This window comes from uncultured Phascolarctobacterium sp. (assembly GCF_958349595.1).
GTDB lineage: Bacteria > Bacillota > Negativicutes > Acidaminococcales > Acidaminococcaceae > Phascolarctobacterium.
Map to the genome: position 1 here is coordinate 23,093 of NZ_CATWDQ010000007.1, position 12,842 is coordinate 35,934.

Consider the following 12,842-nt stretch of genomic DNA (forward strand, 5'->3'; position numbering starts at 1 on the left):
ATATAAATATACTTTCTTAAATAATGGAGTTGTAGAAATGAAAATAAAACCGGAAGAAGCGATCCAGATACAAGGGCCTTATGGCGAGATCCAGGGGATATTGACGCCCTGTATCGAAGAAAATACCACCGCACCGGTGCTGATTCTGGCACATGGGTTTCGCGGTTCAATGGAAGGCGGCGGTAGAGCTGTCATTTTAGCTGAAATGGCGGCCGAATGCTGTAATGTTATCCGTTTTAATTTTAATGGCAGCCAGATCCTTTCAAAACAGATTGCAGAAATTGAAGCGGTGCTTGATTATGTGCGCCTTAATTTTTCGGGCAGTAAAATATTTTTGCTGGGGCGCAGCCTGGGTGGTGCAGCGGCATTGGTTGCAGCTGCAAGTGCTGCTGATATTGCAGGTCTGGTATTATGGGCGACTCCGAACGATTTGCAGGCGACCTTTAGAAAGGCTCTTGGTGATGAAAGCTACGATGCTTTACTTGCAGGCCAGACGTTGTATTTAAACGACGAACGGGGAGAGCTGGCTTTAACGCCTGATTTTCTGACAGATTTTGCCAGGTATGATCTGCAAGTCCTTTTGCGTAACTGGCGGAAGCGGCCTTTGCTGATCCTGCATGGGGAAAAAGACGAAACTGTAACTGTAGAGCAGGCGCGGTTGTCCTTTGCACTGGCTGGAATCCCCAAAAAGCTGGTGCTTATCAACGGCGGCGACCACAGCTTTACTAATCATGGGAATAAAGCGGCGGCAGAGGTGGTCGCTTGGCTGAAAGACAGGCTGGGATGAGGATACTGTCATATTTTCGAGCCTAGTGAGAATACATGCCCTTGTGGTATCGTTTGGGTGCTTAATGAGGTCTTTACGAATTTAGCACACATACATACCCTTGTGGTATAATATTAATAGCTATAAACAGGAGGATATGATTTTGAAAAAATTATTGATATTATGCTTAGTGATTTTCTGCAGCTTCAGTGTGATTGCCTGCGGCAGTGAAACTAAAAATGAGCCTGCTGCGGCACCGCTGAAGCCGGCAACTGCTGTTTTTGAAACCTCTATGGGCACTTTTGAAGTTAAATTGGCAACTGATCTGGCGCCTAAAACCTGTGAGAATTTTATCGAGCTGGCTAAAAAAGGTTTTTATAATGGCGTTACTTTTCATCGTGTCATTGATAATTTTATGATCCAGGGCGGTGATCCTACCGGAACAGGTACAGGCGGCCCGGGTTATACTATCAAAGACGAATTCAGCAGTAAGCTGACGCATGAAGGCGCAGGTATTCTTTCGATGGCCAATGCCGGGCCGAATACGGGCGGCAGTCAGTTTTTTATCACTCTGCGTGCCTGTCCCTGGCTGGACGGTAAGCACGCTGTGTTTGGCAAAGTCACTAAAGGCATGAATGTTGTTTATAAAATCGGCAAAGTACAGACTGACGGCAATGATAAGCCGCTTGAGCCGGTAACGATCAAAACTATTGTTATTAAAGAGGGGTAACGCAGGAAAGGAGCACGAATTTGTCCTTTTTACAGAGTGAACGGATCATTGAAGTACAGGACCAACAGGAAATGGTGGGCATTTTAGGCCGTAACGACGAGCTGCTGCGTGTGATCAAGGAGCATTATGACAGCGTTATCGTTGCGCGCGGCAACGTGATCGTTTTCAGCGGCGAAGATAACGAAGTGGGGCAGATCGAAACGCTGTTCAAGGAACTGCTCTTTTTGTACCGCCAGGGAATGCCGCTGACGACGCACGATGTAAGATACAGTATACGCATGATCGCGGAAGGGCGGCTGGAAAGTCTGCACCGCATGTATGCCGATACGATAATCGTTACGAACCGCGGCCGCCAGATCAAAGCAAAGACACTGGGCCAGTGGGAATATGTCGAAACCATTAAACGCAGTAATGTTACTATCGGTATCGGTCCTGCCGGTACGGGCAAAACATATCTGGCGGTCGCTTTAGCGGTGAAAGCGCTGAAAAATAAAGAGGTCGAACGGATCGTTTTGACGCGCCCTGCTGTTGAAGCGGGAGAAAAACTCGGCTTTTTGCCGGGGGATATGCAGGACAAGGTAGATCCTTATCTGCGTCCGCTGTATGATGCGTTATACGATATGCTGGGCAGCGAAACTTTTCAGAAGTATGTTGCCAGAGGGACGATCGAGGTTGCGCCTTTGGCTTATATGCGCGGACGTACTCTGAACGATTCCTTTATTATTCTTGATGAAGCGCAGAATACGACGCCGGAACAAATGAAGATGTTTTTGACGCGTTTTGGCTTTGGTTCGAAAATGGTGATCACCGGCGATATTACGCAGATAGATTTACCCAGCGGTAAAAACAGCGGCTTAAAACAGGCCGCTTACGTCTTGCAGAAAACGCCGGGCGTAGGTATTATTCGTTTTGGTGAGGCTGATGTCGTGCGTCATGAGATCGTAGCGGCTATTATCAGGGCCTATGAAAATTATGACAGCCGGCGTCAGAAACAGCGGGAGGCAGACAATGATAATAACGCTGGAAAATGACCAGGAGAAGCTGCAGATCAGTGCCGAACTGGAGCAGCTGCTGACTGATGGACTGAATGTAGTAGCGAGGCTGCACAGGCTGTCCGGTCAGACCGAAGTGGATATCACTATCGTTGATGATGAAGAAATACATATGCTGAACCGTGATTACCGTAATGTTGACAGGCCGACGGACGTGCTGTCTTTTGCGCTTGACGAAGCAGGCGAAGATGAACCGGAGCTTTTAGGCGGACCGGAAGAGCATCTTTTAGGAGATATCATTATCAGCGCCGAAACGGCCGCCAGACAGGCGGAAGAATTTGGACATGGATTGGAACGTGAAATCGTTTATTTAGCCGTACACGGCCTGCTGCATCTTCTGGGCTATGACCATATGACTGACGAGGATAAAGCAGTGATGCGTGCTAAAGAAGAAGAAGCTTTAAGGGAGATCAGGCTTTCGGAAGAATTTCTGGGGCAGTAAAAGGAGCAGCTATGGACAAGAAGTTGTTAGCAGCGGCGCTGGCTGCGCGTGAAAATGCCTATGCGCCTTATTCTAAATTTAAAGTCGGCGCGGCAGTGGAAACTGCTGACGGCCATATCTTTACGGGCTGTAATGTTGAAAATGCTTCCTATGGCCTGACTTGCTGCGCAGAACGTAATGCGGTCTTTGCCGCTATCGGCAGCGGCGCCCGCAGCTTCAAAGCCCTGTGCGTGGTTGCGGATACGGAGGAGCCGGTTGCTCCCTGCGGCGCCTGTCGTCAGGTACTGGCAGAATTTCCGTTTGAAAAAATAATTCTGGCAAATTGTAAGGGACTGACAAAGATCATGACAGTGGCAGAGCTGCTGCCGTATGGTTTTGGCCCGGAAGCTTTGGAGCTTGAAAGATAAAGTTAAGTATAAATAAAGGAGCGATTAGTATAAATAAGCAGGAAAACAAACACTATTCTGGTTTTGCGGCTATTGTTGGCCGCCCGAACGTAGGAAAATCAACGCTGACGAATGGTCTGATCGGCGAGAAGATCGCGATCATGAGCGACCGCCCGCAGACGACGCGCAATAAGATCATGTGCATTATGAATACTGACAATGCCCAGATCATGTTTTTAGATACGCCGGGTATCCATAAGCCTCAGCATAAGCTGGGACAGTATATGGTGCGTGCTGCTGAAAGCACGCTGCACGAGGTAGATGTGATCCTGTTTGTCGTGGATGTTTCAGAAAAGCGCGGCGCTGGCGAGGATTATATCCTTGAGCAGCTGCGCAAAGTGAAAACCCCGGTTATTCTGGTCGCGAATAAGATCGATAAACTGGCTGATAAAGGCAAGCTTTTCAGCATTATCGAAAGCTATACCAAAGATTTTACTTTTGCGGCAGTAGTGCCGGTATCTGCGTTGCAGGATACGGAGTTCCCGGGACTGGTAACTGAGATCACCAGGCATTTGCCGGAGGGGCCGGCTTATTTCCCTGAGGATATGATCACTGACCAGCCGGAACGGGTGATCGCTGCGGAAATGATCCGTGAAAAGGTGCTGCGCCTGACGCGTGACGAGGTGCCGCATTCCATTGCTGTAGAGATCGATGAATTCAAGGTGCGCGATAATGACGATATTTATATCCGCGCAAATATTTTTGTAGAACGTGAATCCCAAAAAGGGATCGTTATCGGCGCCAAAGGCAGCCTGCTGAAAAAAATCGGGGAACAGGCCCGCAGAGATATTGAATCTCTGCTTGGCAATAAAGTGTTTCTTGACCTATGGGTAAAAGTAAAACCTGACTGGCGCAATAAAGACAAGGCCTTGAAGCAATTTGGCTACGAAGGCTGATTTGTTGACGCAGTTTGCAGTGATATGGTATGCTTATGCCAATATCAATTTATTAAGTTTATGAAAAGTAAGGAGAGATGACCTATCGACGGCGACCCCGCTTTGACATGCTTACTGGAGCTGTCTATCGCATTATTGATCACTTTGTTGAACGGCTTTTTTGTTATGGCTGAATATTCTCTGGTCAGAATCAGAAAAAGCAGGCTGGAGGAATTGATTCAGCAGGGCAAAAGCAGAGCCGGCACAGTTTTGAAAATGAGTGAAAAGCTTGATACTTATCTGAGCGCGACTCAGCTTGGTATCACTGCTTCATCGCTGCTTTTGGGCTGGTTTGGCGGCCCGCTTCTGGCGGGAATGTTCCGTGGCTTTTTTGGTATCAGTACCGGAAGCTGGTATGATCATTCGCTGGTTTTTGCCTGTGCTTTTCTGATCATCGTTTTCCTGCATGTTGTTTTCGGCGAACTGGTGCCGCGCACTATCGCTTTGGGCAAGGTCGAGCAGGTGGCGATGGCGGTTGCTTATCCGTTGGTCTTTTTCCATTATCTTTTATATCCGCTGGTAGTGCTGTTTAACCGTATAGCCCATGCGGTATTGTGCCTGTTGGGAGTTGATCCTGTTCCTGACGAAGATATTTCACGCAGTGAAGACGAACTGCGAATGATCGTCAGCGCCAGCGAACGCGGCGGTAAGCTTGACCATATGGAAAGCCGCCTGATCGATAATGTTTTCGATTTTGCTGATCGTGTGGCGCGTGAAGTAATGGTGCCGCGGCAGGATATGATTTGCCTGTATACTGATGATACGCTGCAGGAGAATCTGCAGGCTGTGCGCGAAAGCAGGCACACGCGTTATCCTTTGTGTATGGAAGACAAAGATCATGTTTTAGGCGTTATTCACGTGCGTGATCTGATGGACCTGGATGACGGGGACGATCCTGCCTTTGATCTGCGGACGATTATGCGCAATATCGTTGTGGTTCCCGAAGGCATGTCGACAGCTAAAGTACTGCAGATGATGCAGCACAAAAGGATCCAGATCGCGGTAGTTGCCGATGAATACGGCGGCACGGCCGGACTTGTGACAATGGAAGACCTTTTGGAAGAGATCGTCGGCGATATTCAGGACGAGCATGATGAAGAAGAAACAGCAGATATTCTGCGTTTAGGTGACGACAGTTATGAATTTGACGGTCTGGTCCTGCTGGATGAGATTTCTGAACTTTTAAATATTGAATTTGACGAACCGGAGGAAGACACCATCGGCGGTTTTGTCTTTGGACTTTTAGGGCGTAAGCCTGAAGAAGGTGACAGGGTCGTCACAGATGGCTGGCGTTTTGAGGTCACTGAAGCAGAGGGCTTCAGGGTGACGAGAGTGAAAGCGACCAGACTGACTGAGGATGGTGCTGCAGCAGAAACTGATGAGTAGTACTGCGTATCAGGATGAAGTAATTATTTTGAAAGTGAAAGACTGGCAGACTGCGGATAAATACGCAGTCTGTTTTTCGCGTACCCATGGCAAAATACCCTTTCTGGCTTATGGCGCTCGTTATGCGCGCACTACCGGGGGCCGCTTGATCCAGCCTTTTGCACGGCTTGATATGCAGCTATATTCAGGCAAGCGTCTGGACAGCATGAAAAGCTGCGAGCTGATCGCGCTGCCGCAGCAAATGGACATTAAGCAGATGGCTTATGCTTCGGTGATAGCTGAAGTGACGGAAGCGCTGACCGAAGCACATGAACCGCAGGAAGAAATCTACGAATTGCTGGTAGGGGGCGTTCGGATACTTTCCAGTAATAATCCGCGGCTGGTCGCGCTGTCGGCTATCTGCAAGCTGCTTGTATTGACTGGTTTTGCGCCTGTTTATGATGCCTGCGTCAACTGTGGGAAAGCGTCTGAGGGTGATGCTTTTTTCAGTGTCGTGCAGGGCGGACTGGTTTGTGAAGCCTGTCACGGCGGCGAAGAATTGCCGTTTGGCAGCGGCGCTCAGAAATTGATGCATGAGCTGGTGGCTTTGAACTTTGACAAACCGCAGCCTTTTACTGTACGCGGCGGTGATCTGATGCAGCTGGAACAGATCCTGTACCGTTTTATCGTCTATCAGATCGATCGGCCTTTAAAAAGTTTAAGCTTTTTAGCGCAATTAGGGCTGTAAAAGCATTGACAAAGGACGCCTGATTTGATATATTTTCTTTTAAGCGATGAAAGGGATAAGTAGTTTTCTGTTTTAGCGAGCCGGGATGGTGCAAGCCGGCAGATAAGAAAACAAAAGGCACCCGGGAGCGGAAACTTTATAAACATCGAGGCGGGCCGCAGCAGCGGTCAAGCAGGGTGGAACCGCGGAGTGATTTATGTCTCCGTCCCTGTAACTTAATTGTTACAGGGACGGAGACTTTTTGTTTTTGTCGTTGTAACGAATAAAATAGGAGGCAGAACATGAATTTTCAAACAATTATTTTGAAGCTCCAGAAATTCTGGGCAGACCAGAACTGCATCATGGGCCAGCCCTATGACGTTGAAAAAGGTGCGGGCACTATGAACCCCTCTACCTTTCTGCGCGTTTTAGGACCGGAACCCTGGCGTGTGGCTTATGTAGAACCGTCCCGCCGTCCGGCTGACGGACGTTATGGTGATAACCCAAACCGGTTATTCCAGCATCATCAATATCAGGTCATTATCAAGCCGTCTCCTGATAATATCCAGGAGCTGTATCTGCAGAGCCTGACGGAGCTGGGCATCCGGCAGGAAGAACACGATATCCGTTTTGTTGAGGATAACTGGGAATCTCCGACTTTGGGAGCCTGGGGACTGGGCTGGGAGGTCTGGCTGGATGGTATGGAGATCACGCAGTTCACCTATTTCCAGCAGGTTGGCAGTATCGACGTGAAACCGGTCACGGTTGAGATCACGTATGGTCTGGAACGTCTGGCTATGTATATCCAGGGCGTCGAAAATGTTTTTGATATTGAATGGGTGGACGGAGTAACTTATGGCGACGTCTTCCATACTAACGAAGTAGAGCAGTCTTTTTATAATTTCCAGATAGCGGATACAGCGCTGTTGTTTGATCTGTTCGATAAATATGAGGCAGAGGCCAAACGCATTATCGAAGCCGGTTATATCCGTCCGGCCTACGATTATGTGCTGAAATGCTCGCATACCTTCAACCTTTTAGATTCCCGTGGCGCTATCAGCGTCAGCGAAAGAACCGCTTTCATCGGCCGTGTGCGCGCTATGGCCCGTTTATGCGCCGCTGCCTATGTTGAACAAAGGGAAAAACTTGGCTTCCCGTTATTGAAAGGGGAGAATAAATAATGGAAAAATTATTATTTGAAATCGGTACCGAAGAGATCCCCGCAAAATTTATGCCGGGCATCCTCAAACAATTACAGGAACTGGCGGCAGGCAAAATGCAGGAGCTGCGGATCCCGTTTGAGAACATCACGGTTTATGGCACACCCCGCCGCATGACTTTTATTGCCGAAGGTGTGGCAGAGACCCAGGCTGACAGTACTATCGAAGCTAAAGGACCTTCTGTCAAGATCGCTTTCGTCAGCGGCGCTCCTTCCAAAGCAGCGATAGGTTTTGCCCGCGGGCAGGGCGTAGACGTCAACGAGCTGGAAGTGCGCGGAGAATATGTCTATGCCGTAAAACATCTGGCAGGTCAGCCCGTTGCCGATTTGCTGCCGGCTTTGCTGCTTGATATTCTGGAGTCGTTGTCTTTCCCGAAAAATATGCGCTGGGCAGATTATGATTTTCGTTTCGTCCGTCCGATCCGCTGGCTGGTCGCACTGTTTGGCGACAAGGTAGTACCGGTGGAAATCACCGGCGTCAAATCCGGCAGGTATTCGCTGGGGCACCGCTTTATGCAGCAGTCCATGAAAGAAGCCGTAGAGAATAAAGGCCTGCTGAGTGCGGCTCTCAATAAAGTCGGCAATGTCGTGCATTCTGCCGTTATGGGGATGCAGGGCGCTGTGGAAATACCCAATGCCGACGCGTATGTGCAGGCACTGGCTGATAACTTCGTGATGGTCGATCAGGATGCCCGTCGTGAATTGATTCGCCAGCAGGTTACCGAACTGGCAGCCGCCGAAGGCGGCATTGCTGAAATCGACGAGGATCTGCTGGAAGAGGTCAATTATCTCGTTGAGTATCCGACGGCTCTGTGCGGAAAATTTGAAGAAAAATTCCTGTCCCTGCCGAAGGAAGCCATTATTACCCCCATGCGTGAACATCAACGCTATTTCCCGGTAGTTGACGCCGAAGGCAGACTGCTGAATAAATTTATTACTGTCCGCAATGGCGGCAAAGAATTTTTGGATGTGGTTGCCCACGGCAATGAACGTGTTTTGCGCGCCCGTCTCAGCGACGCTGAATTCTTCTTTAATGAAGACCGTAAAATCAAACTGGAAGACCGTCTGGAAAAACTTAAAACAGTTTCCTTCCAGGAAGGCTTGGGCAATATGTATGATAAGAGCGAGCGTTTGGCCAAACTGGCTGAAATGGTCAAGTTTGCCATCAATGTCAAAGTTGACGATGCTAATCTCAAACGTACTGCGCTGCTTGCCAAAACCGACCTTGTGGCCGGGATGGTTGTTGAGTTTACCGAGCTTCAGGGCGTTATGGGGCGTGAATATGCCAAATTGGACGGCGAGCCTGCCGAGGTTGCAGCAGGTATCTACGAACATTATCTGCCGCGTTTTGCCGGCGACGAGCTGCCGCAGGGGACTATCGGCCGTCTTGTCGGTATCAGCGATAAACTGGATAATATCGTTGCTACCTTCAGCCGCGGGCTTGCACCGACAGGATCGCAGGACCCCTATGCCCTGCGCCGTCAGGCTCTGGGCATCATCAATATCCTGATCAGCAGCAACTATCATCTGCCTCTGATCAAAATTCTGGCAGGCGCTCTCTATCTGCTCAATATCAAACCGGAAGATACCGGTAAACTGATCCCGCAGATTTTGGAGTTCTTTAAATTACGGTTGAAGAATCTGATGATCGAGCAGGGTATCCGTTATGATGTTGTTGACGCTGTTTTTGCCGATGAACGTAACGATGATCTGGTTGATATTTATGCCCGCTGCCAGGCTCTGAACGCATATGTGGCTTTACCGGAAGCCGAAGCTGTTATTCAGGCTTCGATCCGTGTCTGTAATCTCTGCAAAAAAATCGATACGGAGGTTGCTATCAGCAGCGCGCTGTTTGCCGACCCGGCAGAGCAGGAGCTGCATGACGTGTTGATCCGTCTTAACAAAGAGCTGATCCCCGACATTGTGACTTACAACTACGCTGCGGCTTTGAAGCTTGCCGAGCAGGTAGTTGAGCCTGTCAATAAATTCTTTGACAGCGTTATGGTCATGGATGAAAATGTTGCTGTTAAAAATAACCGTCTGGCGCTTCTTGAGCAGGCGAAAGAGGTTACTAATGCTGTGGGCGATTTGAGCTGCATCGTTTTATAAGCGTCTCTTTTATCCCATCTACTTTGTCAAACGCAGATTAACGGCGTCTTGTGTACACTTAGTACACGGCGCCACCGTTAATCTGCGTTTTTCGCGTATCCGGGACAAAATAAACGCTTATTTGTTTAGTACGCGGCGTGTCTGTAATCGGGGGCCTTTCGCGTAGCTGCGGCAAACTGCACGATTTTGTTTTGCTGCTTTTTAGGTCGGTGATGTTGATTTTACTTTTTTCTGGACATTATTTAGTGTATACTAATATATATACTTTGTTTTTCGGTGGCGAAGATAGTATTTGAACAGCAGAGGAGGGAAGCGCTTAAAATAAGCCGGTTTTGTAAAATTTAACACAAAAAGTTAAAAAACGCTGAAAAAAGTCCTTGAATGTGGTGTACAAATATGATATAGTATACACTATATTAAGGGCGCGGCCCAAAAAGTATAATATAAAGGAGTGCTACGATCATGAAAAAAGAAGAACAGTTTCTTCTCTGGTTTGAGCAATTAGAAAGAAAAGACGTTGACATCGTTGGCGGCAAATCCTCTTCCCTTGGTGAAATGACTGCCAAGACGGATGTTCCGGTTCCCTATGGTTTTGCTACCACGGCTTACGCTTATAGATACTTTATTAAAGAAAGCGGTCTTGAAGAAAAGATGCGCACGATTCTGGCTGAACTGACTGATGTTGAAAACAGCGCTTTGCTGCGTGATGTCAGCGCTCGTCTGCGTGAAGCGATCATGGCAGAAAAAATGCCGCAGGACCTGCAGGACGCTATTGGCGCCGCTTATGTGGAACTGGGCAAAAGAGTAGGCGAAGAAAACCCGTACGTTGCCGTTCGCTCCAGTGCTACTGCCGAAGATTTACCTGATGCCAGCTTTGCTGGCCAGCAGGATACCTATCTGAACGTACAGGGTGCGGAGACTATCATTGCCAAAGTAAAGGAATGCTACGCTTCCTGCTTTACTGACCGTGCCGTTTATTACCGTGAAAAACAGGGCTTCGATCATATCGAAGTTGCTTTGAGCGCTGTTGTGCAAATGATGGTATTCTCTAAATCTGCGGGTGTCATGTTCACCGTTAATGTTGCTACCGGCGACGATAACAACATTTTGATCGAGGCAGCCTTTGGACTGGGCGAATATGTTGTTCAGGGTACTGTCACTCCCGATAATTATACTGTTTCCAAACATGACCATAAAATCATCGACCGCTGCGTAAATGAGCAGGACGTTATGCTGGTACGTAAAAAAGGCGGCGACTGCGAAGAAGTTCAGGTTCCTGAAGAACTGCGCAAAGTGCAGACCTTGACTGACGAGCAGATTTTGGAACTGGCTGATTATGCTAAAAAGATTGAAAAACATTATGGCTGCTATATGGATATGGAATGGGGCGTTGATGAACGCACTAATAAAATCTGGATTCTGCAGGCCCGTCCGGAAACCGTATGGAGCCGCCGCAATAAAGAAGGAGGAGCAAAAGTGCAGGAAAGCAAATCTATGACTACTACTGATCATAAAGTTATCGTGAAAGGTTTGCCGGCCAGTCCTGGTAAAGTTTCCGGCCGCGTGCACGTTATCCTTGATCCTTCCCGTATCGACGAATTCAAAGAAGGCGAGATCCTGGTTACCGAGATGACTGCTCCTGACTGGGTGCCGGCAATGAAAAAAGCCAAAGCTATCGTTACTGACAGCGGCGGTATGACCTGCCACGCTTCCATCGTCAGCCGCGAACTGGGCATTCCCTGTATCGTTGGCACTAAGAGCCGCGGTGAGGCTGCTACTACTACTATTCCTGACGGTATCGACGTAACTATCGATGCTACTCATGGCGTAGTTTATGAAGGCATTATCGAAGAAGCTAAAAAAGAAAATCAGGCCGGCGCTGCTGTAGCAGTTGCCGAATATTTCCCGCCGACAGGCACTAAGGTTTATATGAATCTGGGCGACCCGGAACTGGCTGAAAAATATTCCGTACTGCCCTGCGATGGTATCGGCTTGATGCGTGAAGAGTTCATCTGGACTACTTATATCCATGAACATCCTCTGTATCTCATTAAAACCGGCCATCCGGAAAAAGTTGTCGATCAGCTGGCAGAAGGTATGCGTCAGGTTTGCCAGGCTATGGCACCCAGACCGGTCACCCTGCGTTTCAGCGATTTCAAATCCAGCGAATATCGCGATCTGAAAGGCGGCGACGAGTTTGAACCCTATGAGCCTTCCGCACTTTTGGGCTGGCGCGGCGCTTCCCGTTACTACGATCCTAAATACATCGAAGCTTTCAAACTGGAATGTCAGGCTGTTCGTAAAGTTCGTGAAGAGTTCGGCTTGAAAAACCTCAACGTAATGATCCCCTTCTGCCGCAACGTGGAAGAATGTGAAAAAGTTGTTGCTATTATGGCAGGTGAAGGTTTGCAGCGCGGTAAAGATTTCAAAGTCTGGCTGATGGCTGAAATTCCTTCCAATATCATTCTGGCTGACCAGTTCAATAAATATGTAGACGGTTATTCTATCGGTTCCAACGACCTGACCATGCTGGTATTGGGCTGCGACCGTGATAACGATACTGTTTCCCATATCTATGATGAACGTAATCTGGCAGTACGCCGTGCAGTGCGTCACCTTATCGAGGTTGCTCACAGCGAAGGTAAAACCGTTTCTATCTGCGGTCAGGCTCCCAGCGTTTATCCTGAATTCTGCGAGTTCCTTATTAAGAGCGGTATCGACAGTATCTCCGTAAATCCTGACACTGTTAAATTTACCAAGAAACTGGTTGCCCAGGTGGAACAGCGCGTTATGCTCGACGCTTTAACTGGCCGCGGCCGCAAAGAAGTCGAAGAACTTGACTGGAAATAAGTAATAACAGATCCCATTGTCCGTAAGGGCAATGGGATTTTTACTGTTAGAAAATTTAAGGAAAAATCCCGGTAAAAATTTTTATTTTGGTTTGACGTACGAACCAATGAATGGTAGAATATTACCAATAGAATATTACCTTTAAAGCGGTCCTGTGAGACTGTAAGGTAGACTTTTAGGTAACTTGTACTACAAGCCTTC

11 protein-coding genes are annotated in these 12,842 nt (G+C 48.3%); all 11 read left to right on the forward strand.

All coding sequences use genetic code 11. The features are described from left to right. The first annotated feature begins 37 nt into the window (after positions 1 to 37). The 11 genes from Q4G98_RS06920 (at position 38) to ppsA (ending at position 12,641) form a co-directional block, all read left to right on the forward strand. Complete coding sequence (locus Q4G98_RS06920; protein ID WP_177560545.1) at positions 38 to 787, forward strand: alpha/beta hydrolase; 750 nt, start codon at positions 38 to 40, stop codon at positions 785 to 787. Positions 788 to 923: 136 nt separating this feature from the next. Further along, entirely contained in the window at positions 924 to 1,496 is a 573-nt protein-coding gene (locus Q4G98_RS06925) for a peptidylprolyl isomerase (protein ID WP_177560546.1), read from the forward strand. Between the two features lie 71 nt (positions 1,497 to 1,567). Then, a complete protein-coding gene (locus Q4G98_RS06930; protein ID WP_177560575.1) occupies positions 1,568 to 2,527 on the forward strand; it encodes a PhoH family protein in 960 nt (319 codons plus the stop codon). After that, positions 2,505 to 2,990 (forward strand): rRNA maturation RNase YbeY, encoded by a 486-nt coding sequence (gene ybeY, locus Q4G98_RS06935; protein WP_177560547.1) that lies wholly within the window; start codon positions 2,505 to 2,507, stop codon positions 2,988 to 2,990. The genes Q4G98_RS06930 and ybeY overlap by 23 nt, the downstream gene beginning before the upstream one ends. An 11-nt stretch (positions 2,991 to 3,001) precedes the next feature. Further along, positions 3,002 to 3,397: a cytidine deaminase gene (locus Q4G98_RS06940; RefSeq protein WP_177560548.1), complete on the forward strand. Its 396-nt coding sequence runs from the start codon at positions 3,002 to 3,004 to the stop codon at positions 3,395 to 3,397. A 29-nt stretch (positions 3,398 to 3,426) separates the two neighbouring features. After that, positions 3,427 to 4,332 carry a GTPase Era gene (era, locus tag Q4G98_RS06945; protein ID WP_298564506.1) on the forward strand — a complete coding sequence of 302 codons (906 nt, stop codon included), beginning with the start codon at positions 3,427 to 3,429 and terminating at the stop codon, positions 4,330 to 4,332. Between the two features lie 102 nt (positions 4,333 to 4,434). Continuing rightward, positions 4,435 to 5,757 (forward strand): hemolysin family protein, encoded by a 1,323-nt coding sequence (locus tag Q4G98_RS06950; RefSeq protein ID WP_293545865.1) that lies wholly within the window; start codon positions 4,435 to 4,437, stop codon positions 5,755 to 5,757. Continuing rightward, positions 5,750 to 6,484, forward strand: coding sequence for a DNA repair protein RecO (gene recO / locus Q4G98_RS06955; protein ID WP_293662615.1), 735 nt, complete (start codon positions 5,750 to 5,752; stop codon positions 6,482 to 6,484). Before Q4G98_RS06950 ends, recO begins: the two co-directional genes overlap by 8 nt. Before the next feature lie 281 nt (positions 6,485 to 6,765). Continuing rightward, a complete protein-coding gene (gene glyQ / locus Q4G98_RS06960) occupies positions 6,766 to 7,644 on the forward strand; it encodes a glycine--tRNA ligase subunit alpha (RefSeq protein ID WP_298564498.1) in 879 nt (292 codons plus the stop codon). Next, positions 7,644 to 9,791, forward strand: coding sequence for a glycine--tRNA ligase subunit beta (gene glyS / locus Q4G98_RS06965; protein WP_298564496.1), 2,148 nt, complete (start codon positions 7,644 to 7,646; stop codon positions 9,789 to 9,791). The genes glyQ and glyS overlap by 1 nt, the downstream gene beginning before the upstream one ends. 462 nt (positions 9,792 to 10,253) lie before the next feature. Further along, a complete protein-coding gene (gene ppsA, locus Q4G98_RS06970; RefSeq protein ID WP_301961904.1) occupies positions 10,254 to 12,641 on the forward strand; it encodes a phosphoenolpyruvate synthase in 2,388 nt (795 codons plus the stop codon). Positions 12,642 to 12,842: the final 201 nt, after the last annotated feature.